At 65.2% G+C, this 22,507-nt stretch carries 23 protein-coding genes; 16 read left to right on the top strand and 7 right to left on the bottom strand.

Going from position 1 to position 22,507, the window contains the following annotated elements; translation table 11 throughout:
• The 10 genes from A8G08_RS03320 to A8G08_RS03275 all read left to right on the top strand — a co-directional run.
• On the top strand, window positions 1-669 hold a 669-nt coding region (locus A8G08_RS03320), incomplete at its 5' end, for a CoA transferase (protein ID WP_187344422.1).
• Between the two features lie 372 nt (window positions 670-1,041).
• Window positions 1,042-1,932: an ABC transporter permease gene (locus A8G08_RS03315; protein ID WP_084435910.1), complete on the top strand. Its 891-nt coding sequence runs from the start codon at window positions 1,042-1,044 to the stop codon at window positions 1,930-1,932.
• Window positions 1,932-2,810 carry an MlaE family ABC transporter permease gene (locus A8G08_RS03310; protein WP_068270109.1) on the top strand — a complete coding sequence of 293 codons (879 nt, stop codon included), beginning with the start codon at window positions 1,932-1,934 and terminating at the stop codon, window positions 2,808-2,810. The genes A8G08_RS03315 and A8G08_RS03310 overlap by 1 nt, the downstream gene beginning before the upstream one ends.
• 4 nt (window positions 2,811-2,814) lie before the next feature.
• Window positions 2,815-3,900 carry an MlaD family protein gene (locus A8G08_RS03305; RefSeq protein ID WP_068270107.1) on the top strand — a complete coding sequence of 362 codons (1,086 nt, stop codon included), beginning with the start codon at window positions 2,815-2,817 and terminating at the stop codon, window positions 3,898-3,900.
• Window positions 3,897-4,901 carry an MlaD family protein gene (locus tag A8G08_RS03300; protein ID WP_068270103.1) on the top strand — a complete coding sequence of 335 codons (1,005 nt, stop codon included), beginning with the start codon at window positions 3,897-3,899 and terminating at the stop codon, window positions 4,899-4,901. Before A8G08_RS03305 ends, A8G08_RS03300 begins: the two co-directional genes overlap by 4 nt.
• Complete coding sequence (locus tag A8G08_RS03295; RefSeq protein WP_084435908.1) at window positions 4,886-5,908, top strand: MlaD family protein; 1,023 nt, start codon at window positions 4,886-4,888, stop codon at window positions 5,906-5,908. Before A8G08_RS03300 ends, A8G08_RS03295 begins: the two co-directional genes overlap by 16 nt.
• On the top strand, window positions 5,905-6,930 hold the full coding sequence (locus tag A8G08_RS03290) for an MlaD family protein (RefSeq protein ID WP_068270100.1): 1,026 nt from the start codon (window positions 5,905-5,907) through the stop codon (window positions 6,928-6,930). The genes A8G08_RS03295 and A8G08_RS03290 overlap by 4 nt, the downstream gene beginning before the upstream one ends.
• 26 nt (window positions 6,931-6,956) lie before the next feature.
• Window positions 6,957-7,925 carry an MlaD family protein gene (locus A8G08_RS03285; RefSeq protein WP_084435907.1) on the top strand — a complete coding sequence of 323 codons (969 nt, stop codon included), beginning with the start codon at window positions 6,957-6,959 and terminating at the stop codon, window positions 7,923-7,925.
• A complete protein-coding gene (locus A8G08_RS03280) occupies window positions 7,922-8,881 on the top strand; it encodes an MlaD family protein (protein WP_068270093.1) in 960 nt (319 codons plus the stop codon). The genes A8G08_RS03285 and A8G08_RS03280 overlap by 4 nt, the downstream gene beginning before the upstream one ends.
• Before the next feature lie 61 nt (window positions 8,882-8,942).
• Entirely contained in the window at window positions 8,943-9,578 is a 636-nt protein-coding gene (locus A8G08_RS03275) for a hypothetical protein (RefSeq protein ID WP_068270090.1), read from the top strand.
• 48 nt (window positions 9,579-9,626) lie between these two features.
• Here A8G08_RS03275 and A8G08_RS03270 read toward each other — a convergent pair whose 3' ends face one another.
• The 3 genes from A8G08_RS03270 to A8G08_RS03260 all read right to left on the bottom strand — a co-directional run bounded on the left by A8G08_RS03270 (window position 9,627) and on the right by A8G08_RS03260 (window position 13,058).
• Window positions 9,627-10,571, bottom strand: coding sequence for an esterase/lipase family protein (locus A8G08_RS03270; RefSeq protein WP_084435906.1), 945 nt, complete (start codon window positions 10,569-10,571; stop codon window positions 9,627-9,629).
• Window positions 10,572-10,684: 113 nt separating this feature from the next.
• Window positions 10,685-11,836 carry an acyl-CoA dehydrogenase family protein gene (locus A8G08_RS03265; protein ID WP_068270082.1) on the bottom strand — a complete coding sequence of 384 codons (1,152 nt, stop codon included), beginning with the start codon at window positions 11,834-11,836 and terminating at the stop codon, window positions 10,685-10,687.
• 52 nt (window positions 11,837-11,888) lie between these two features.
• Complete coding sequence (locus tag A8G08_RS03260) at window positions 11,889-13,058, bottom strand: aromatic ring-hydroxylating oxygenase subunit alpha (RefSeq protein WP_068270079.1); 1,170 nt, start codon at window positions 13,056-13,058, stop codon at window positions 11,889-11,891.
• Between the two features lie 190 nt (window positions 13,059-13,248).
• Between A8G08_RS03260 and A8G08_RS03255 the strand changes: the two genes are divergently transcribed.
• The 3 genes from A8G08_RS03255 to A8G08_RS03245 all read left to right on the top strand — a co-directional run bounded on the left by A8G08_RS03255 (window position 13,249) and on the right by A8G08_RS03245 (window position 16,729).
• A complete protein-coding gene (locus A8G08_RS03255; protein WP_068270078.1) occupies window positions 13,249-14,262 on the top strand; it encodes a GNAT family N-acetyltransferase in 1,014 nt (337 codons plus the stop codon).
• Window positions 14,263-14,392: 130 nt separating this feature from the next.
• The gene (locus A8G08_RS03250) at window positions 14,393-15,217 is read left to right on the top strand and encodes a mycofactocin-coupled SDR family oxidoreductase (protein WP_068270077.1); all 825 of its coding nucleotides are present in this window, start codon (window positions 14,393-14,395) and stop codon (window positions 15,215-15,217) included.
• Between the two features lie 18 nt (window positions 15,218-15,235).
• The gene (locus A8G08_RS03245) at window positions 15,236-16,729 is read left to right on the top strand and encodes an aldehyde dehydrogenase (protein ID WP_068270075.1); all 1,494 of its coding nucleotides are present in this window, start codon (window positions 15,236-15,238) and stop codon (window positions 16,727-16,729) included.
• Between the two features lie 80 nt (window positions 16,730-16,809).
• Here A8G08_RS03245 and A8G08_RS03240 read toward each other — a convergent pair whose 3' ends face one another.
• From A8G08_RS03240 to A8G08_RS03230, 3 genes are all read right to left on the bottom strand, one after another.
• The gene (locus tag A8G08_RS03240; protein WP_068270068.1) at window positions 16,810-17,466 is read right to left on the bottom strand and encodes a TetR family transcriptional regulator; all 657 of its coding nucleotides are present in this window, start codon (window positions 17,464-17,466) and stop codon (window positions 16,810-16,812) included.
• 75 nt (window positions 17,467-17,541) lie between these two features.
• Complete coding sequence (locus A8G08_RS03235) at window positions 17,542-18,405, bottom strand: alpha/beta fold hydrolase (RefSeq protein WP_068270066.1); 864 nt, start codon at window positions 18,403-18,405, stop codon at window positions 17,542-17,544.
• 40 nt (window positions 18,406-18,445) lie between these two features.
• On the bottom strand, window positions 18,446-19,225 hold the full coding sequence (locus A8G08_RS03230) for an SDR family NAD(P)-dependent oxidoreductase (RefSeq protein WP_068270061.1): 780 nt from the start codon (window positions 19,223-19,225) through the stop codon (window positions 18,446-18,448).
• Window positions 19,226-19,358: 133 nt separating this feature from the next.
• On the opposite strand from A8G08_RS03230, the gene A8G08_RS03225 reads away from it, so the two are divergent.
• The 3 genes from A8G08_RS03225 (at window position 19,359) to A8G08_RS03215 (ending at window position 22,111) form a co-directional block, all read left to right on the top strand.
• Entirely contained in the window at window positions 19,359-20,312 is a 954-nt protein-coding gene (locus tag A8G08_RS03225; protein WP_068270058.1) for a PDR/VanB family oxidoreductase, read from the top strand.
• A 52-nt stretch (window positions 20,313-20,364) separates the two neighbouring features.
• Entirely contained in the window at window positions 20,365-21,204 is an 840-nt protein-coding gene (locus tag A8G08_RS03220) for an enoyl-CoA hydratase-related protein (RefSeq protein ID WP_245672595.1), read from the top strand.
• A gap of 649 nt (window positions 21,205-21,853) precedes the next feature.
• Window positions 21,854-22,111 (top strand): GreA/GreB family elongation factor, encoded by a 258-nt coding sequence (locus tag A8G08_RS03215; protein ID WP_157108383.1) that lies wholly within the window; start codon window positions 21,854-21,856, stop codon window positions 22,109-22,111.
• Between the two features lie 22 nt (window positions 22,112-22,133).
• Here A8G08_RS03215 and A8G08_RS03210 read toward each other — a convergent pair whose 3' ends face one another.
• Window positions 22,134-22,334: a hypothetical protein gene (locus A8G08_RS03210; protein WP_068270050.1), complete on the bottom strand. Its 201-nt coding sequence runs from the start codon at window positions 22,332-22,334 to the stop codon at window positions 22,134-22,136.
• Window positions 22,335-22,507: the final 173 nt, after the last annotated feature.

The following is a 22,507-nucleotide window of genomic DNA, read 5'->3' as shown; positions in this document are numbered from 1 at the left end:
GAAGTTGCCCAAGCCGATACCGCGCTCATGCAGCTCGGGACGCAGCTGGTTGCCGAGGGGCTGCGGCCCGGCGCCGTGTCCGCGCCCGGCAATACCGACCCATACGCGGCGCCGTCCGGCGTCTATCCCTGCGCGGGTGACGATGAGTGGTGCGTGGTCACGGTCCGCGCCGACGACGAGTGGGCGGCGCTGTGTGGCGTACTCGAGCGTCCAGGCCTGTTGGGGGACGGACGGTTCGCAACTGCACGGGAACGCATCGCGAACCGCGCAGCGTGTGATGCCCTCGTCGCGGATTGGCTCCGCGAGCGCGATCCTCAGGCGGCAACGGCCGCATTGCAAGCCGCCGGGGTTCCGGCCGGTGCGATGCTTCGACTGCCGCAGTTGCTCACCGACCCGCATCTGAGCGAGCGGCGGACGTACACGTCCGTCGCGCACGAATTGCTTTCAACAGACCTCCCCGGCAGCGCCCGGGTCGCCGTCTTCGACGAGATCCCCGACCCGCCGGCGCGTCAGGCGCCGCTGGCAGGGGAGCAGACCCGGCAGATTTGCGCCGAGTTGCTCGGTATGGACGAGGCGGAGATCGATGTGCTGGTGCGCGCGGGCGTGCTGCAGCCGGCTGCCTCTGACCCGGACCTGGTGCGCGAAGCGGCGCCGTCCTCCGTCCGGTGATTCGTCCGTTCTGACGCAGTTGGCCGGCCACGCCACGCGTTTTTCGAACTCCGGCGGACGTCTGACAAAAAATGTGGGTTGTAACGCCGTCGACCTCTTGCGTGGTGCGGGTCACATGTCGTATAACGGTAAGACATAGTTTGTAATTTGTAAAACAGCTTGAACCGGATGACGCTTGCCGGTCGGCGGCGCCGCCACGCGAGGATCGCTCGAGCTCTCGAATGCGACTGCCCCGCCATCGAATTCGATTCAGCCGTGGAACAGCACGCGCGAGGTATGCACGAGATCCGAGGCGATCCGACGAGAAGGGCCCCGACGGTTGAGATCTCCGAAACGTACGAGAAGACCGCAGGGAGGGGAGGAGGTGGCGCGATGAGTACGCAACTCGCATCACGCGAAGTCGAAACCGCTCAGAATGAGCCGCAGCAGCGGGGTGCGCTGTGGGGCGCGTCGGTGCTCGCATGGCTGAGTGCCTACATCCGGGTCAAACCCGCGCAGAGTCTCGCCACGATCGGCCGGTCCGCCAGGCTCGCGGGCAACGTGCTCCGGTACTGCGCCACCGACACGATATCGGGGCGCCTGCCGGTTGGCGAGGTCGTCGAGCAGATGTGGAAACTGCTCAAGGTCACCGCACTTCCGGCGCTACTGATGGCCATCCCGATCGGTGCCGAGGTATCGGTGCAGGTCGGCGGCATCATGAATCAAGTTGGTGCGAATTCACTCGCGGGTGCGGCGAGTGGACTCGGGGTCGTGGGGCAGGGCGCACCGATGGCGGCAGGGCTGCTGATGAGTGGTGCCGCGGCGTCGGCCATCGCGTCGGACCTCGGTGCACGGTCCATCCGCGAGGAGATCGAGGCGATTCGCGTTATGGGTATCGACCCGGTTCAGCGGCTCGTCGTGCCGCGGTTCATCGCGATGATCGCTATCGCGCCGATGCTGTGCATCATCATCATCGCCGCGGGCGTCGGTGCGGGTCTGCTGATCTCGGCCAACATCAACGACGTGGTGCCGGGCAGCTTCTGGCAGTCGTTCGGCGCGTTCGCAACCCCCACCGATCTTGCGTTCTCCGTTCTGAAGTCGGTGCTGTTCGCCACCACGGTAGTGGTGATCGCGAGTCTGCGAGGTCTGGAGGCCAAGGGCGGCCCGAAGGGTGTGGCCAACGCGGTCAACGCCTCCGTCGTGCTCAGCGTCTTCTGCATCTTCGCGACAAACCTGCTCGTGAGCCAGTTGCAGATGATGTTCTTCCCGGCGCAGTTGGCGTGATGGCGACCCGGACACCCGCGCGCGGCGGGACACACGTAGCGACGCTGCTCGGCCGGCTGGTCACTTCGGTGACCGGTTCGCTTCGGGGCGCGGCCGCGGAACTCGGCCAGATCACGCTGTTCGTCGGCAAAACGATCGGCCTGCTTCCCAAAACCGTTCGGCAGTACCGAAAGCAGACCCTCACCACCATGAACAACATGGCCTGGGGCAATGGGTCCCTCGTTGTCGACGGCGGCGTGATCAGCCTGATGTTCTTCCTGGGCATAGCGGTCGGTGCTGTTGTCGCGATCCAGGCGTTCATGGCGTTCGACCTGCTCGGCTTCGGAGCGCTGACCGGAATCATCGGATCCTTCGGCAACATTCGTGTCATTGCACCGATCATTACCGGGATCGGATTCGCCGCCCAGGCAGGCTGCCGGATGACGGCGGAGATCGGCGCAATGCGGATCTCGGAAGAGATCGACGCGACCGAGTCGATCGGGCTGCAGGCCATTCCGTTCGTCGTCGGGACCCGGCTGATCGGCAGCATGATCGTGGTCCTGCCCGGATACCTGATGGCCCTCGTGGTGAGTTTCGTGACCGGTGGGATCGTCGTGAAAACATTCCACGGCCAGAACTCCGGCACCTACGACCACTACTTCGGCCAGTTCCTGACGATCCCGGACCTCGTGGCATCGGTCGCAAAGGTGCTGATCTTCTGCGCAGTGGTCACGCTGATCCATTGCTACTACGGGTACTTCGCCTCCGGCGGGCCGGCCGGCGTCGGTTCTGCGTCGGGACGCGCGATCCGCGCAAGTCTCGTCGCGATCGTCGTAATGAATTTCCTGATGACGGTAGCCATCTGGGGGCTGAGCCCCGAACTGGTGTTCAAGGGATGAGGCGATGAGCATTTCGAGCAGCCAAGACTTTATCCGTGGGTCCGCCGAGCATCAGTCACGACTGCTGACCGGAACGGGCATGGGAGTGGTCGCGCTTGCCTGTGCAGTGCTGGTTGGGGCGGCGACGCTGTACCCCCGGCTGACGGCGCCCGACGGCGTCGAGCTGGGTATTGAGGTTCCCTTCGTGGGGCCGGGCGTTGCGCCCGGAACGAACGTCGTACTACACGGTCAGACGGTGGGGCGCGTCACCGAACTCGACCGCACCGCGTCGGACACCGTCCGAATGCAACTCGTACTGGACGAAGGACAGATCGAGGGACTGACCGACGAATTCGAGGTCGACTACCGGCCCGAGAACTACTTCGGCACATCGGCGGTGAATCTCGTCGCGGCGGCAAGCGGCAACAAGCTCGAATCGGGTATGGAATTGCAGCGGACACCGCTCGGTGACTACACGATGTCGACGATGATCGAGCAGGGTTCCTCGACGATCGACGGCACGCTCACCGGCGACATCATTTCCTCGCTCGACAAGTCGGTGCACTATCTCGACGGGGCCACGCCGTGGGTCGAGACCGGTGTGCTCGTCGCCGATCGAGTCGCTCGGACCCAGCACGAACTGCCGACCGACCTGCTCGCCCGGTTCAACGACATACTCGAAGCCGCACCGGAATTCAGTGACCAGGCGATCGCGGCACTGATGAACATCTACGACAGCCCGTCCTACAATCGTCTCCCCGACGGGTCCGTCGGCGTCGACGATGACGTCCTCGACGAGTCGGACGCCGGCCTCGCGCTCGCAGGCAACCAGCTGTTCGGCCAGGCCGGCAAGCTGCTGGCCTCGCACGATGACGAGCTGACCCCGCTCATTGCGTCGATCACGGCGGTCTCGGATGTCTTTCCGCATCTGAGTAGCGGCGGGATGAGTCCCGAATCAGCCCGGGACGTCGTCCGCAGGCTCAACTCGGCCTTCGTCGATACTCCGGACGGAAAGCGCCTGCGCTTGCGGATCGTGCTGGACGCCTTCCCCTCGGTCGCCGCTGCCCTCGGCCTCGGGCCGACAGCCGCTCCGGATGGAGGTGTGCGATGACCACACGGGCGGATCTGGTCAAAACACTCGCGAAACTGGCTGTGGCCGTCACGATCTCGGTTCTACTCTTCATTTTGGTCATCGCCGCGATGCGCAGTCCGGTTACCGGCGACACGCGAAGCTACACAGCGGAGTTCGCCGATGTTTCGGGCCTCGGGTCCAACGGCGACATTCGCACCCATGGTGTTCGGATCGGAAAGGTCGAGTCGATCGACCTCGTGCGCAGCGACACCGGGACGATCGCGAAGGTCCGGTTCACGCTCGAACGCCCCTACGAACTGACCGAGGACACGGTTCTGTCGGTCAAGTATCAGAACCTCACCGGAGTCCGATATGTCGATGCCGACTTCGGAGACCGGTCCGGGGCGCCGGTCGAGCGGCTGGGCCTGACGAGCACGCGACCCTCATTCGACATCACCGAGCTCTTCAACGGACTGCAGCCGGTGCTCGCGACCATGAGTACCGAAGACATCAACCAGTTCTCGCAGAACGCGATCGCAGTCCTCCAGGGCGATGGCGGGGGACTCGCGCCGATGCTCGACGACGCCCAGAAGCTCGCCGACCTCGCCTCCAGCCGAGAGCAGGTGATCTCGACGCTCACCGACAATCTGGCCCGCATCTCGGACACGATGGGCGGTCGGTCCGGCACGGTAGTCGAGTTCATTCGATCGGTGAATTACCCCATCTCCAGCGCGTTGTCCGTAATCGACGAGTTCGCGAAGACCGCCTCCTACGGTCCGTACTTCCTGAAGCCGATCAAACGACTCCTCGACGCATTCCATATTCAGCCGGGCGTGAATGTGGAGGAAGAGGTCGCGAAGGTGTTCGGTTCGATCGACGAGGCCGCCCAGGCGTTCCGGTTGCTCCCAGCGTCGATCGCGGGCATGGAGATGCCGGCGAGCGAGGGCGCGCACGGGTGCCCGAATGGTGTCGCCAAGCTCCCCACCGATGTCGAGGTCCTACTCAGTGGCAGTGAGGTCGTCGTATGCAGCGCGCGGTGAACGCCCGCACTCGCCATGGGCGGTTCGGTCGCATGTTGTCCTGGTTCGACAACGACTTCCGGATCGGTGCTGCCGTCACCGGGTTCGTCGTCATGGTGCTCGTCGCCACAGCGGTCCTGTACCTGCACCCGCCCGGACGTACGAAGGTGTCGTTCGAGGCCACCGACGTCTCCGCGATATCCGTCGGACAGGACGTTCGGGTCGCGGGCATCTCGGTCGGCTCGGTGTCGGACATGACGATCGGCACCGACACGGTGCGCGTGACGATGGACATCGACAAGAACATTGTCATCGGACCTGATTCCCGCGTCGACGTGCGCATGCTCACTCCGGTTGGGGGATATGCGATCACGATCGTCCCGGTCGGCGATGTGTCGGTCGGTGACGAACCATTGCCGGTGGGTCAGGTGACGGTGCCGTACTCGATCGGCGACGTCCTGCAAGCCGCTCCGACAGTCACCGACCACGTCGATGCGGGCACGATCGATGCCGATCTCACACAGGTCGCGCAAGCCCTGCAGTCCAATCCGGACTCGGTCGGCTCGGTGATCTCGGGTATGTCTTCCATCGCACAGGTGATGGACCAGCAGCGCGAACAGGTTCGCACCATCACGGCACTCGCCTCGGAGTACCTGAATAAGTTTGATGCCAATCGGGACATGGTCTTCGAGGTGATCCGGAAGATGGATGTCGTGTTGTCCACGTACAACACCAATCACGCCGGCTTCAACGAGGCGTACCGACTGCTCGGGTACGTGCTGATGACCGTGGCCCCGTACGCGGAGTACTACCTCGCACACGGCGAGGACCTCGCGGGAGGCATCGAACGGGTTCGGTCGACGATCGAGGAGTTCAACGCGACGATGGGCCCGTCGATCGACGCGCTGTCGGCGGCGCGGGACAAACTGGCCAATTGGCTGACTCCCCAGGGGCTGGCCACGATCGGCGGGGAAACGCTGATGGCATCGGACATCTGCATGCCCGTCCCCGGACGGAGTTGCTCATGACGAAGGCGAAGAAGTGGGCGGTCGTCGCGGTGGTGACGGTCGCCGCTCTGGGCATCGGCACCGGCGTTGCCGTGGCTGTGCTCAACAACCCCGCAAGAACTGCGTCGTATTGCGCGCAAATGCCCGATGCCGTCGGCCTGTATGCCGGTAACCCGGTGACCCAGATGGGATTCGAGGTCGGGACCATCGACTCGATCACCGAGAAGGGCGACCGAGTAGAGGTCACCTTCTCCACGAGCGTCGGCCGGATGTTCCCCGCGGACGTGAAGGCGGTGACACGCTCGAAATCGATTCTGGCGGACCGGACTTTGGAACTGGTCGGAAACCACACCAGTGGGCCCGTCCTCCAACCGGGGTCATGCATTCCGCTCGAGCAGAGCTTTACACCGAAGACCATCTCCGAGGTGGTCGGATCCGCGGCGGACTTTTTGAAGGCGCTCTCACCCGATGGCAGCGACACGGTCGCCGGCGCGATCGCGGGAGTCGCGGCGGCACTTCAGGGGCAGGGTGAGCCTGCTCGCGCCGTGATGCTGAGCGCGACCGGCGCGATGGAGAATCCCGACACGTTGGTCGCGGACATCGGAACCGCGATCGGCGCCATGGCCCCACTGAACGAGCAGGCGCTCGCGGACTGGGGCGCCATCACCTCGATCGCGCAGCAACTGCCGGAGATCGCCACTGCGGGTATCGATCTGTTCCCCGGAACGATCGACGTCTGCGTCGGCATCGGCTGGCTGGTCGCAGTGCTCTACGACATCCAGACCCGATACGGCGCTGACATCTGGCCATTCGTGCACGGCCAGGTGGCCCAGGCGATCTCACTCGCCGCTGGACGGGCCGGCGACCTGTCCGGCCTGGTTGGCTCCCTCCCGTCGTTCACCGCAGCCCTCGGCGAACAGTCGCGACAGCCGAGCGGCCTGACGATGCACTACACGCCACCGACGGTCACCCTCGGCGACGGTTCGGGGATCGACCCCGCGAACCTGCTGGGTGAGGTCCTCGGAAAGGCCGCGGGACAGTGAGCGGGGGACGTGGAGGGGCCCGCAGAGTGCGGGTGGCGGCGGCGGCGCTGCTGCTGATCCTTGCCGCTTCGGCGTGCTCGTTGCGACCCGAGGACCTCCCCTCGGTCCGTGCCGGAATCGGTAACGGCTACGAGATCTCACTCGAGTTCGAGAGCGCGATGAACCTGCCGTCCGGAGCGGACGTGATCATGGATGGGCTCCGGGTCGGAGAGGTTCGCGACGTCAAGGTCGACGAGCACGGCGTCGCCGTCACGGCAGGTATCCGTGCCGACACACGGATTCCCGCGAGTGTGCACGCGATCGTCAGGCAGAACACGCTCCTGGGTGACACCTACGTCGCGCTGGTTCGTGATCCCGGCTCCCGCGTGAACGCCTATCTGGCGGAAGGTGATTCGGTACCGATCGAACGGACCGTTTCGCCCCCGCAGCTCGAGGACACCATGGCGGTGCTCGCGACGTTCGTGAACGGCGGCAGCATCGCGCGCATCGAGGACGTCATGGCAAAAGTCAACACCGTGATGCCGGCGGTGCCCGAGATCCGGAGCCTCGCAACCGTGGTCTCGACGGACCTGCGCGATCTGGGTGGCCGGACCGCCGAGATCAATCGAATGCTCGACGGAATGAACGCCACGGCGGTCGTGCTGGACGAGAATTCCCAGGCGCTGGCGACGATCTTCGACGCCTCGACCGTCCACTACTGGCGTCGGCTCGCCGTCTCCGTGGTGTCCCACATCGGAACGATCCTGCCATCCGTCGGCAGCCTCTATGCCGGTGGACTGTGGCTCGTCCCGATGTTCGAGTCCCTCGCCGACAGTGTCGAAATCGGAACGGGCGGTCCGTCGGCGGCCGCGGAACTGTCCGAGTTCCTCCGTACGACGGTGGTGCCGTTCGCGTCCCATCCGTCCGTCGACGTCGTCTCGGTGCAGACGTCGGATGGCAGTCAGGCACTCGTCGACGCGGAGAACATCCTGCGCATGCTGGGAGCTGTGCGATGAGGAAGAAGACGATTCTGTCGATCGTCGGCATGATCGGCATCGGTGCGCTGTCCTTCGCGTTCATGCTCGGTTCGGGTCTGCGCACGGGGATTGCGGAGGACGTGAAAACCGCCACGGTCGAGATCCCGGATACGAATGGTCTCGTCGTCGGGGCGCGGGTTCTGTTGCGAGGGGTGGCCATCGGGGAGATCACGGGAATCACCGCATCGGCGGGGACCGTCGACGTGACGTGGAAGTACGACCGCAGCCATCCCATCCCGGAAAACAGCACATTCCGGGTGGACAACCTGTCCGCACTTGTCGAGCCCGTCCTCGGCGTGTGGCCGAAGACGCCGGGTGCCCCGTACCTTCCGGACGCAGCGGTGATTGCACCCGACCGGGTGATCGTGCCGACGACCTTCGAGGAACTGTCGGAACGTTTGACGAACCTGCTCACCCAAGTGGAACCGGAGGCGGTCGAACAGATCTTCCACACCCTCGACGTCGCCCTCCCCGACGATCCGGGGGTGTACACCAACATCAGCCGGACCGGGGAACTGATGGCGGCCACTCTCACCCAGCGTGCCGACAGCCTCACCACGATCCTGCGGACCTTGCAGCCGCTGCTGCTGCAGAGTGGTCCGATCCCACAGGGCATGCGAGAGGCAGTCCCGCATCTCGCCGCTTTCGGGTCGGGATTCCAAGACCTGCTCACCGGGATCAGGTTCGCCGCGGACCGTGGCCCGCTCAATGCGGGCATCGCCAACGGCGCCAGCCCGTTCATCGGTGAACTCCAGAAGTTCCTCGACGAAACCGCGGCAGATCTCAACATCATTGGCGTGAACCTGCTTCCAGCGGTGTCCGAGGCGGCGAACTCCATGCGCTCGGTCGACATCGGGCGGTTGCTCCAGAACGTGATGGCCTCGACGGAAACGGGTGATGCGCTGACCATTCACGTCACGGCCCCCGACAACTAACACACACGACCGCACGAACTCCGTGCGCCCGGACGATACGAATCCAAGAAACGAGAACACCATGTCGAACTCCTCCGTCCTCCAGGACCAAGACCAGGACCGGCACGACCCGACCGACGAAGACAGCGCCGACCCGGGACCCTCGACCGACGAGCGCACTGCCAACAGTCGATACCCGATGCGGGCGATGGCGACAGGCGTCCTCGGCGCCGTCGCAGTGGCCGCGATCGGCCTCGGTGCCTGGAAGTTCTACGACACCTCCAATGACCTCGACGCGATGCGTGCCGACGCGGACGCACGTGCCCATGCCGAACAGGTGGCGCTCGACTACGCAACCGGGGCCGCCGAGATGGACTTCAAGGATCTCGCGGCCTGGAAGCAGCGGCTCACCGCGGGAACGGCCCCCGAGCTGGAACAGCGGCTAACCCAGGCCTCGACATCGATGGAGCAGATCATCGTTCCGCTGCAGTGGACCTCGACCGCGCAGCCGATCACGGCGAAGGCCGAGGATGCCGGGAACGGTGTGTACACCGTCGATTGCTTCGTTGGTGTGTTCACCTCGAATGCGCAGGCGCCCGAGGGAATCCAGTCCACCGCGACCTACAAGCTGAGCATCGACAGCTCGAACGACTGGAAGATCACCGAGATCAGTGGAGTTGGGCCTGATCTGGATGCCTCCGGCACGCCGCCGAAATAGGGAAGGGCTGCCCCACCCCGGTCCCGTCGGTCACGGTGGCTGGGCCGGTTAAGGCTGCGAGGGCGCGCCGTGGCAGTCCGGAGCGGTTGCCGTCGTGGGGTCCAGGGCGTTACTGACCAGTCGGAGGGCCGTGTCGTCGTAGGTCATCGAGCCGTGAAAGGCCCGGTTCTGTGGGCACGCGTCCTGTAGGACCACGTTCGTCACGTTCGGAGCGTCCGCCAGGAGAGCTTCGCCGGGCGCGACAACGAGGTCGGTGCGCGAGCTCACGGTCACGTAGCGCACCCCCGTCCGGGTTTGACCGCCTCTCGCTATCTCGGTGACAAAGTCGGACCCTGCGGTGCCGTCCACCGCCGCTGGCAGCATCCGGTCGAGGTTCGCCGTACCGCCCGGCAGGCTCGCGATCCCGTCCAGCAGCCGATAGCCGCTCATTCCGCGCACGGGGGAGGCGAGACTGACGAGGGTGCCGACACGATCGGCGCCGCCGAGGACGTTGAGAAAGTAGAAGGGAACCAGGCCCCCTTCCGAATAGCCGACCAGATCCACCTGCTTCGCCCCCGTCTTCCGCAGGACCTCGTCGACGAATTCGCCTATCTCGCGGGCGGAGTCACGCAAATCGCCCATCTGATGGAACGGTCCGTCGACCGGCCCGCCGTAGTCCAGCCCGAACACGCAGAAGCCCATGACCGTCAATTCGGGGGAGTACTTCGACCAGGTCGCGTACTTGTTGAGGAACGCCCCGTTGAGCAGGACGACTGGGCGCGGATGCGCTGAACCGGGACGACAGCCAGGGTCGTTCATTCCGATGGGCAGCGACCCGGGGTGCTGCATCGAATACGCCACCGCGGGCGCCCAGTCCGGCTGGCGTGGCCCATACTCGTCCGCCACCGCAGCGGGCGGCCCGACCAAACCGGCGCCGAGGACTGCCGCGACAATCGTGCCAACTACCGCGATGGACCTTCTCGGTCGAGATGCATAGCTAAACCAATTACCCATAGGTTTAGAGCGTAGGCGGTCGTGTGTCGCGGCGCAGGCGTTTACGATTTCGTTTGGGTGTGCGAACGGTGGGGGATCCGGCGATCCACCCCACCGTTCGCAGGCCTTGGGGGTCAGGCGTTCATCAGGTCCCGGTGGATGATTTCCTTCATGATCTCGTTGGTGCCGCCGTAGATCCGCTGGATGCGGTGGTCCAAGTAGGCCTTGGCGACCGGGTATTCCATCATGTAGCCGTAGCCGCCGTGGTACTGGACGCCGGCGTCGATGACCTGGCCCTGCAGTTCGGTCGCCCACAGCTTTGCCTTGGACGCGTCCACCGCGGTCAGGGTGCCCTGGTTGTATTCGCGGACGCACCTGTCGATGTAGGCGCGCGAAACCTCGATCGCGGTACGCAGTTTCGCGAGATCGAAGCCCATGCCCTGGAATTCGCCGATCCGCTTGCCGAACGCGGTGCGCTCGCGGACATAGTCCATCGTCCAGGAGAACACCGCTTCGGCGGAGACCTGCCCAGCGATGCCGATCCCGAGCCGCTCGAGGGGAAGTGACTGCATCAGATAGGCGAATCCGGATCCCCGCTCACCGAGCAGGTTCGCCTTCGGTACCCGGACGTTGTCGAAGAAGAGTTCGGCGGTGTCCTGCGCGTGCAATCCCACCTTATCCAGCTTGCGACCCCGGGTGAAACCCTCGGTGCCATCCTCGACCACCAGGAGGCTGAATCCCTTCGAACCGGCATCCGGGTCGGTCTTCGCGAAGACGATCACCAGGTCGGCGAGGATGCCGCTGGTAATAAAAGTCTTGGCGCCGTTGATGATCCAATCGTCACCGTCGGCGACGGCAGTGGTGGCGACTGCCCGCAGGTCGCTTCCCGCGGCCGGCTCGGTCATCGCGATCGCACCGATCGTTTCGCCGGTGACGAAACCGGGAAGCCAACGGCTGCGCTGCTCGTCACTAGCGTGCCGGAGCAGGTAATTGAGCACTATGTCATCGTTGGTGGAGAATCCCGACTGCAACGCCGACGCCCCGACGCGGGCGATCTCCTCCTGAATCACGACCCGGTACCGGTAATCCGGTTCGCCGGGGCCGCCGTACTGCTCGGGCACGCTCAGCCCGAGCAGTCCCTGCCGTCCCGCGGCGAGCCAGGTTTCGCGGTCGATCAGTCGATTCGCGTCCCACTTCTCCAGGTTCGGTACGACATGTTTGTCGACGAACCCACGGACCGAGTCGCGGAACAGTTCGTGGTCTTTTTCGAAGAGATCGCTCTCCACGTAAGCCTCCCTGGGGCGGGGCGCCGGCAGGCACCCGATGTCGGGTTCTGGGTCAGTTCTCGCTGACGAGTTTCTGGATTTCGCGGCGGAAGACCTGGTTGGCGACCTCGTTGCGGCCGAGGAGCATGTTGCCGGCATTGGCGCTGGCCATCGCCCGTTGCGAGTCGCGCAGGATGGGGAAGTCCTCGTTGTGCAGGACCGCGACGAGGATCTCGATGTTCTTGTCCCAGATTCGGTTCCAGCGCTCCTCCGTCATTCCGCTGTCCTCGAGGGTCGGGCAGATGAGTCGGATCTCCATGTGGCACTGCTGCGGGTCGCTGGGATGCGGACGGAAGGTGAGCAGCTGGAAGTGATCGGGCTGGCGGAGCAGGGTGCTGTTGGGCCCGATGAAGTAGGTCTCGGTGGTGTGCTCGGCCAGGCTGCGGTCGCCGGGGTCTTCGTCGATCCACCGGTCGATGGTCTTGCGCAGATTCATGAACCTGCAGTGGTGCCCGAAGTCCTCGAATGTCATCACGTTGGTGTGGATGTGCTTCGCGGCGGTGTTCGGATGCGCGTACTGGATGTGGTAGCCGTCGAGAAACGCGTCCTGCATCAACTTCCAGTTGACGGGCTCATCGAAAACCTTGACGCGAGTGGTGACCTTCGAGCCGAGTTCTTGCGAGGCGAGGATGGCGTCCATATCCGGGCCGAGCCAGTCGGCAACGTCGATTTTCGCATCCGCGTCGTCGACGACCCAGATGAATCCGTGCCGTTCCTCGGTGGGCAGCTGCACGAGGTTCCGCTCCGAGCGGTCGGCCTCACCGAATGTGTTGTCGCGGGTGATCGTGCGCAGCGTTCCGTCGGTGTCGTACGACCAGCGGTGGTAAGGGCACGAGAACAGGCGGCAACGGCCCTTCTCCTCCTTCTCGACCATGGCGCCGCGGTGGCGGCACTGATTCACGAGGGTCTTGACGCTGCCGTCGCGCTGACGGACGACGATGACACTGTTCCGCGGCAGCTGGAGGGTGACGAAGTCCCCTGGGCGGGGGATCTCGGAGCCGTGGGCGACGATCGACGGAACCCGGCCGAAGACCCGATCGCGTTCGCGCTTGGCGACCTCCGGATCAGTGAACTCCACCGGCTCGAACCAGGTGATGTGCTCGAACTTGTCGGTGGTGTCGTTGCGCAGGTGATCAAGTGCCCGCCGAATGCGTTCCTCGCGGGGCGCTCCAACTTCGGTCATCGGGTTGGCTCCAATCTCGTCTGGGACGTCGGACGAGTCCGCCGACGCGCTCGCGCCGGACCTCCGATCTCTCGACTAAAACTAACTGATTTAGGTTTATCTGTAAAGCGTCGGCGGCAGGCGTGCCCTTGCGCAGTAAACCGATTGTCGTTAGATTTAGGAGCGACTACCGGCTCGGTGAGGAGTAGGGATGATCGCTTACGGATGGTGCGGGGAGCTGGCCGCGGACGACCGCGACGAAGTGCTCACGCTGATCCGCCGGGCCGCCGACTACGACGCCGAGGCAGGCTTCTCGGCCATCGACCCGAGCGCGGTGGACGCCCACTCGTCCGCAGAGAAACGGGTGTGGCATCTGCCTATCAGGGCCCGGCGCGATCTGAGCGCCCAGTCCGACACCCCGTGGATCGTGGTCGCGTACCTGCATCTGGAAGTCGACGCCGACGGATTCGGTTCCGTGCAGTTCGTGGTGGACCCGGACTATCGATCCCGGGGGATCGCCACTCTGCTCGTTGAGGAACTCGGTCTCGACACCACCGCGGATGGCGGCTGGGCCGGGACGGGGGCGCGGGTGCTGCGGGAGTGGGCCTACGGAACGCATCCCGCCGCCGAACGGCTGACCGCGCGATTCGCCGTGCCGGCCGTCCGGAGGCAGTGGACGTTGCTACGCCATTTGTCGGGGCCGTGGGCGGCCCCGCTCGAACCGTTAACGACCGAGTTCGCGATCGCCGAACCGGCGCCGTTCGCTGATGTCGAAACAGCGCTGGGTGCGGTGCTCTCGGCGACCGCGATTCCTGCCCGCCACCGCGAAACACTTTCCTCTGCAGTCAGTTCCGGATCTGTGGTGGTCGCCTCCGAGGGTGGGGAGCCGGTCGGTTTCGTGCGTTTCGACCCCGCGCTGCACGAGCATGAAGGATTGAGCGCCGCCCGGCTCGGCGCTCTCGTGGTTGCGGACCGCGCTTCGGGCAAGGGGCTCGGTTCGGCCCTCCTGACCCAGGCGCTCACCGCGTTGCGTGACTGCGGTGCGCAACTCGCTCTGATGCGCATCGATCCCGAAGACGAACGGGCAGTGCGGATGTGCCGACTGCTCTCGTTCGAGCAGGAGGAGGCGCACACCTGCTATCAGATTGGCGAAATAGGACATAAGACGAATGACGATATGTGTCATTTGTTGACAACGACGCATGCGGCGGGTAGCGTACTGTGACGTCACTCACAGCGGTCGCGCGAACTCCGTCCGCATCCGATCCCCGGCACGCCGGGTGGTCTACTCCCTGGGCCAGATTGGTCTCGGTTCCGGCTGTCCGGGTTGAACATTCTGCGAGAGAAGGACATTCATGAACAGGCTTGAAGGCAAGGTTGCGTTCATCACCGGCATTGCGCGCGGGCAGGGTCGCGCGCACGCGGTCCGGCTCGCGGAGGAAGGCGCGGCGATCATCGGAATGGACATCTGCGCGCAGATTCCGACCGTGTTCTACCCGATGGCTACCGAGGAAGACCTTGCCGAAACCGAGCGGCTGGTCAAGGACGTCGGCGGCCGGATCGTCACGACGATCGGCGACGTACGCAATCGCGAGGATGTCCAGCGTGCCTATGACGCCGGCATCGAGCAGTTCGGGTTCGTCGACACCGTCGTCCCCAACGCCGGCATCATGCCCGTCATCGATCAGGGTGTCGAGCCGCAGGCCTGGCACGATGCCGTCGACACCATGCTCACCGGTGTCTGGCACGTTCTCGAGGTCACCGTGCCCGGCATGATCGAGCGCGGCGAGGGTGGATCGATTGCGATCACCAGTTCCGCTGCCGGCATCACCAGCATCGGACTCAACACCTTCCCGGGCCAGGCCGGCTACTCGGCGGCGAAGCACGGCGTCGTCGGTTTGATGCGTCTGTATTCGAAGCAGCTGGCCAAGCACTTCATCCGCGTCAACACCATCCACCCGACCGGCGTCAACACCCCGATGGTCGCCAACGCCGAATACGGCGCGTTCGTCAACGCCCATCCCGAGGTTGCCAACGACGACGCCTACAAGAACCCGATGCCGGTCGAGCTGATCGAGGCGGTCGACATCAGCAACGCGATCGTGTTCCTCGCCTCCGACGAGGCCCGGTACATCACCGGCGTGACGCTGCCCGTCGACGCCGGCTACAACAACCGCTGAGAGAAAAGGCCACAGCAGATGACCATCACAGACACCACCGCCGCGGCGCCCACGGTCGCCGACCGTGAGCAGGTCTTCATCGGAGGTCGCTGGACCCCGTCGACCGGCAACGAGTGGATCGACCTGATCGACCCGTGGACCGAGCAGCGCGCTGCCCGGATCCGCAGTGCGACAACCGAAGACGTCGCGCTCGCGGTCGCCGCGGCTCGCAAATCCTTTGACGGTGGCGAGTGGGCGGGCAAGTCCCTGGCAGAGCGCGCCGACGTGATCGACGAGATCGCGAACCGGCTCGAGAGCCGCATCGAGGAGCTGACCACGATCGGTGTGCTCGAGGTGGGTATCCCGATCGCCGTGAGCGCGGGCACGCAGGCGATGACCGCCGGGCTGTTCCGGGCGGTGGCTGCCGAGGCACGCAAGTTCGAGGTCCGGGAGGACCGAACCCGCGCCGACGGCGGAATCTCGCGGATCCTCAAGGAGCCGACCGGCGTTGTCGCCGCGATCATTCCGTGGAACGGACCGATCGGCACCATCGCGTTCAAGGTCGCGCCGGCACTCGCAGCGGGCTGCTCGGTCGTCCTGAAAGGTGCGCCGGATGCCCCGCTGTCGCCGGCGGTGTTCGCCGACGTCATCGCGGAACTCGTCGCCGAGGGCCGCATCCCCGAGGGTGTGGTCAGCGTGCTGATCGCCGACCGCGAGGTGTCCGAGACCCTGGTCACCAATCCCGACGTCGACCACATCACGTTCACCGGTTCCACCCTCGCCGGCCGCCGCATCGCGGCACTGGCGAGTGAGCGGATCGCTCGCGTCTCACTGGAACTGGGCGGCAAGTCGGCCGCGATCATCCTCGACGACGCCGATCTGAACCACGTACTGCAGTCGCTGCCGATGGGCGGCTGCATGCAGTCCGGCCAGGCGTGCATCGCGTTGACCCGTGTGCTCGTCTCCCGTACCAGGCACGACGAGGTGGTCGAGGTACTCAAGGCCGCGTACGGCTCGCTGCCGATCGGCAACCCGTGGGAGCCCACGAACTTCCTCGGCCCGCTGGCCGGTGCACGCCACCGCGACCGCGTCGAGGGCTATATCGCCGCGGCGGTGGAGGACGGCGCGACGGTCGTCCTGGGCGGCGGTCGCCCCGACGGCGTCGAGCAGGGCTACTTCGTCGCTCCCACACTGATCGATGGCGTGCGCAACGACATGCGGATCGCCCAGGAGGAGGTGTTCGGCCCCGTCATCTCGCTGATCACCTACGAGAACGAAGATGAGGCGGTCGCGATCGCGAACGACTCGATCTACGGACTTTCCGGCGCGGTCTACACCGAGGACCTGGACCGCGGCTACGCGCTGGCGCAACGCATCCGGACCGGCACGATCAGCGTCAACGGTGCCGTCATCGACTTCACCGTGCCGTTCGGCGGATACAAGCAGTCCGGCGTCGGCCGCGAAGGCGGCGCTGAGGGGCTCGAGGAGTTCTTCGAGACCAAGACCGTGCACATGCCGGCGCCGGTGCAGTAGCACCGAAACGTCGAACGCCGTCGGCCCCTGGAGGTTTCCAGGGGTCGACGGCGTTCTCACGGGACCATGCTTGCGGTTGATCAGGCAGAGCGCTTCTTGGCGGGGCGCGCGGATTTCGCCTCGTCGCGCATCACACCGTGCAGGAAGCTGCGGATCATTTCCTCGAAAAGCTGCTTGGAGGTGTACTCGTTCGCCGCCAGTGCTTCGGTGAGCAGTGGCTGCGACTCCGGGTCGACGTTGGGGAAGATGGTCGCCCGGGTGCTGGGCTTGCGCATCGCCTCGGTGAGCACGGCACCGATCGACAACGTTTCCATGCCATCGAGAATCTGCACGTGCAGGTGAGTCGGCACACCGGAATCCGCCAAGAACTGCGCAGTCTCCTCGTAGGTCCCGATCAGCAGCTCACGCGGCAAGTGCTGCAGCAGAATCGGCGCCGCGTTGCGGTGCCGCAGGATTGCCTGCCGGAAGTTCAGGCTCAGCGCTACGAAGAACTCCGGCCAGTCCGGGCCGGGCCTGCGACGCGGACGGACCACCGTGGCCCCGGCGATGTGCCGGGCGACCGCAGCGAGGATCTCCGACTTGTCCGAGAAATGGTGGTAGAGCGATGGAGCACGCACACCGAGCTGCTTGGCCAGACGCGGCAGGCTGAACGCTTCGAGACCCTCGGAGTCGATGATCTCGATGGACGCCTGTACCGCAGCCGCGCGGCTGATGAGGGGCTTGGACGGTCGAGGCATGTCATACCTTCGGCTCGCGGGGAAACCCCGACTGGACAAATTGCACTGCAAAAAGATGGTAACCGCCCGGCAGTCTCATCCGGCTGAGACGGCGCCGTGCAGAAACTCGAGCAAACCTTCGCTCAATAGGTCGTTGTCGTCGCCACCGACCATGTGACCCGAGCCGGCGACATCGATATGGCGTGCGCCGGGAATGAGTTCGAGGAGTTCACGGGCACCTTCGGTGCTGAGAACGTCGGATTGCGCGCCGCGGATCAGCAACGTCGGTACGGTCACGGCCTGTGCCGCAGCGCGGGCTCGGCGCTCGCGGGCCGCCGCACGGTCCATACCGTTTTCACGGTGGCGGACCACCATTGGATCCCAGTGCCAATGCCAACGGCCATCACGATGCCGAAGGTTCTTGCGTAGCCCTTCGATTCGCGGCGGGCGCCGGCGATGCGGGTTGTATGCCACGACGGCGGACAGCGCGTCTTCGAGAGTATCGAAACCCGCCAGGCCGCTTTCCATGAAGGCGCTGATCTTCGCGAGGCCGTCCGGCTCCGCTCGGGGGGCGATGTCGACCAGAATCAGCGCCCGGCCGACCCCGTGTTCGCCCTGCGCGAGCAGCGATGCCATTCCCCCCATCGAGGCGCCGACCAGCACCGGAGGCTCATCAAGCGACGCGGCGACGGCCCGTAGATCGCGGGTGTGCGCGTCCGGACTGTAGTCGCCGTCGGCGGCCCAATCACTGTCGCCGTGCCCGCGGGCGTCGATCGCGTACGCCACCCATCCGGCTTGCGACAGTCTTTGTCCGGTCCGTTGCCAGGAGTGCCGGGTCTGTCCGCCACCGTGCAAGAGCAGCACCGCCCCGTGCGCGGGACACCGCGCCGGCTCCCAACGATCGGCGGCGAGGGTAAGACCGTCTCCCGCTAGTCGGATCAAGGTCTGGGTGGTCGTCATTGGCAACCTTTCGTGTGGTCGGTGGTCGGTGGCGGTGCGGTCAGTGACCGGAGGTTCCGCCGTCGACCGCCATGGTCGATCCGGTGATGTAGCTCGACGCCCGGCTGGCCAGAAAGATCACCGCCGCATCCAGTTCCTGCTGCGTGCCGGTCCGCCCGAGCGGGCAGTTGCGCAACGACTCCGCGAGCGCCTCGGCAGGCATGTCGCCGATCATGTCGGTCTCGAAGAACCCAGGTGCAATGGCGTTGACCCGGATGCCTTTCCGGCCCGACCACTGTTGCGACAGGTCGCGGGTCAAGCCGATCAGGCCGGCCTTGCTCGAGGCGTACGCGGCCTGCGGAAGCACCGGCTTGACCAGACCCAGCATGCTGGCGATGTTGACGATGCTCGAGCCCGGTTCCATCACCCGCGCGCATGCCTGGGCGGCCCAGTAGGCGCCGAAGAGGTTGACCTCGAGCACAGCTCGGTAATCCTCGGGCCGCTCCCGTGTTGCCGGTGCCGCGTGGCTCACACCTGCGTTGTTGACTAGCACGTCGATGCGACCGAAACGGTCGATAGCGTTGTCGACAAGCGCCGCGCACTGCGCGGGATCGGTGACATCGGTCGGCACGGCGAGGCACTGTCGGCCCAGTGCCGTCACCGATTTCGCGACGGAATAGAGCCGGTCCCGGCGTCTCCCTGCGAGCACGACGTCGGCGCCGGCGTCCGCGAGCGCACGCGCGAACCCGGCGCCGAGGCCGCTGCCGGCGCCGGTGACCACGGCGACGCAGCCGTCGAGAGTGAACAGGTCGAGTATCGACGCCGTATCGCGTTGTGCCATTGGTCGCCCGAAATCCTTTCCAGCGGTTCGTGCCCGGCCGTCTGCGAGCTGCGGGGGAGGGGCACGCTTGCACCACATTATCTAATGCCATAAGATTTAATCACAAGGGTAAGCCGAGGAATGAGATGGGCGAATGACAGGCAACGAGGAACGGAAGATGCGGGTAGTCGGCAAGACCTCGCCCGCCGACGGCGTCGTGTGCCTGACGCTCGCCGATCCCGATGGCCTCCCGGCCCCATCCTGGCAGCCCGGTGCGCATATCGATCTCGCCCTGGACAGTGACCTCGTGCGGCAATACTCGCTGTGCGGTGATGTCGCCGACACGTCCTCGCTGACGGTCGCGGTGCTGCGCGAGGCCGAGGGACGTGGTGGATCGGCGTTCGTGCACGACACGCTCGAGGAAGGCGATCTCGTGGGGGTGGGCGGACCCCGAAACCATTTCGCCCTCGTCGATGCCGAGTCCTACCTGTTCGTTGCGGGCGGAATCGGCATTACCCCGCTGTTGCCCATGCTGCGACAGGTCGACGCGGCGGGTCGGACCTGGCGGCTGCTGTACGGCGGCCGGACGCGCGCGAGTATGGCCTTCGCGAACCAACTGGCCGAGGCGTATCCCGATCGGGTGCAACTACACCCGCAGGACGAGTTCGGCCTCCTCGATCTCGCCGCGGCGCTCGACGACACCGCCGCGGGCACGGCTGTGTACAGCTGTGGCCCCGAGCCGCTGCTGCGGGCGATCGAAGCGGAGTGCGCGGCCCGCGGGCAGCTGAGGCTGCATGTCGAGCGCTTCGCGCCGAAGGAACTGCATTCCAGCACAATCGATTCTGAGTTCGAGGTCGAGCTGAATCGGTCCGGGCGCAGCGTGCTCGTTGCGGCGACCGAATCGTTGCTCGACGCCGTCTTACGGTCGGGCGTCGACGCGGACTTCTCGTGCCGAGAGGGCACCTGCGGTACCTGCGAGGTAACAGTGCTTTCCGGAGCCCCCGACCACCGCGACTCCGTCCTGACCGAGGACGAACAGGCTGCCAACGACGCCATGATGATCTGTGTCTCGCGCAGTTGCGGCCCTCGACTCGTCCTGGACCTTTAATTGGCGGTATGTGTTTGTGGCACAACGAATCTCTATGTGCAAAGGCGGCAAAGTGACGACTAGAGTTGCGAGTGTTGTGACAGTCGAGCGGCGCGGTGAAATCGCGGTGGTTTGGCTCAACCGGCCCGATCGGTTGAATGCCTTCACGCTGGAGGTCCGGGACCGGCTGCTCGAAGTGTTCGACGAATGCGATGCCGACGATACGGTGCGGGCCGTGGTGCTCACCGGAACCGGCCGGGCATTCTGCGCGGGAGCCGATCTCGCCGCCGGCGGCGAGACATTCGTCCTGACGGAGGATCCCGCGACCGGGGGCGCGCCACCGGACTCGGGCGGTCAGGTGTCGCTGCGCATCTATGCTTCGAAAAAGCCGGTCATTGCCGCGATCAACGGGCCGGCCGCCGGTGTCGGTGTGACCATGACACTGCCCGCCGACGTGCGGATCGCTTCGGACACCGCCAAGTTCGGTTTCGTCTTCGCACGCAGGGGACTGGTGCCCGAGGCATGTTCCACCTGGTTCCTGCCGCGGATCGTCGGAATCTCGACCGCGATCGAATGGTCGGTCGGCGCGAAGATGGTCTCCGCGGCAGAGGCCCTTGAACGGGGTCTCGTGCGTGAGGTCCTCGCTGCTGACCGTGTGGTGGATCGAGCGGTGGAGGTGGCGCGCGAGATGGTCGACGGCACAGCTCCCGTGTCGGCCGCGTTGACCAGGCAGTTGATGTGGCAGATGCTCGGCGCCGCAGAGCCCGAAGTGGCGCACCGCGCCGAGTCGATCGCGATATACCGACGCGGCACCTCGGACGACGTCCGCGAAGGTGTCGCAGCATTTCTGGACAAGCGGACACCGGTATTCCCGCAGCGGGTGTCGGCGGGGCTTCCAGATCTGTTCGACTAAGAGTCGTCACCCGGTCCAGATGGCACAGTCGCCGCGGCCACGGTGGCTCTTTAGGATCCCTGGTCGAATCCCGGCGGACCGACCGGCCCGTAATTCTGCCGCCCGCGCGTCTCACGGTCGTGGTGTCACTTAGGACGGCGTGGTTGGCTGAAATCGTGGGTGAACGGTGCGTCGAGGACGATGGCCCGGCCCTCTCTCTCCATGGATCGTGGCGCAGACGTGCTGCAGCGGAACCAGTTGCAGGCGCTAGGGGCATATCCATCGGTCCCGCACGTACGTCGGGTGACGGCGGAGCGGCGTTTGCGGGGACCACGTGGGGACCACACGTCGTGCACCTCGGCGCACAACCTGGGGATTCAATCCCGTCGTACGTGGAGGAGGGGTGACGCATATCGCGTGTGACGTGGGATAACGTGCGGCGCTACCGTACTGGGGGTCAAGTGGTCGCAGGTTCAAATCCTGTCAGCCCGACAACGTAATTTCGCAGGTCAACGGCACTTTTCGGGCCTTTCCAAATCTCGCCGTGCAACTATTCGTGCAACTAATGCGAGCACACGGCGCATCCATGGCGTACCCGTAGCCTGATCGCAGCGAGTAGTAGAGAACAGGGCCTGCGCGCCCAACTCACTTCAATCGGAAGGTGCAACAGGTGTCACTGCCCAAAGGCGTAATCATCATGGTGTGGTCGTCCCTCGTGTTGGCCGAGCTCGATGAGAAGGACAACATCACGCGGCCCATCGAGTACACCATCGTTCCCGACAACGAGGCCGACACCGCGAACGGCCGATTCGGTGAGAGCCTGCCTGCGAGCCAGGCGCTTTTGGGCCACCTCACCGGCGACACGGTTGAAACCACGATCGATGACAGGCCGGTGCGGCTGCGCGTCGTCAGCATCGCCCACGGCTGACGACGGGCAAGGTCTCACAGCGCTACAAGCGGCGCACCGGTCGCGCAGAGCCGAAGTACTGCAGCATCGCCGCGAACGCCGTCATTCCGAATTCTGGACTTCCGCTTGCTCGGGCCAGTACGAGCGACAGAGCCGATGCTGCCAGCACGGTAGTCAGGCAGTCGCCCGACGGCGCGCCTGTCGGTTCGTTCGATTCGTTCTCGGTGCGGCCTAGACTTGCCACTGAGCACTCCTTACGGGATAGGGACACTGCTCGAACTGGACCCCCATGCCGTTGCACCGGCGTGGGGGTTTCCCTTTTGGGAACACAGTCATTCTCCGGCTTCCGCAGCGAAATCCGGAGAAGGGGATAGGCGGAAGATATTTGTCACCTGCGGATTTCGCCGCTCTGTCCGC

Origin of the sequence: Aldersonia kunmingensis (genome assembly GCF_001646865.1) — a bacterium.
In the GTDB taxonomy this organism is placed as follows: Bacteria; Actinomycetota; Actinomycetes; order Mycobacteriales; family Mycobacteriaceae; genus Aldersonia; species Aldersonia kunmingensis.
The sequence above is the reverse complement of the archived record's forward strand: the minus strand, read 5'-3'. Positions and strand labels throughout refer to the sequence as shown.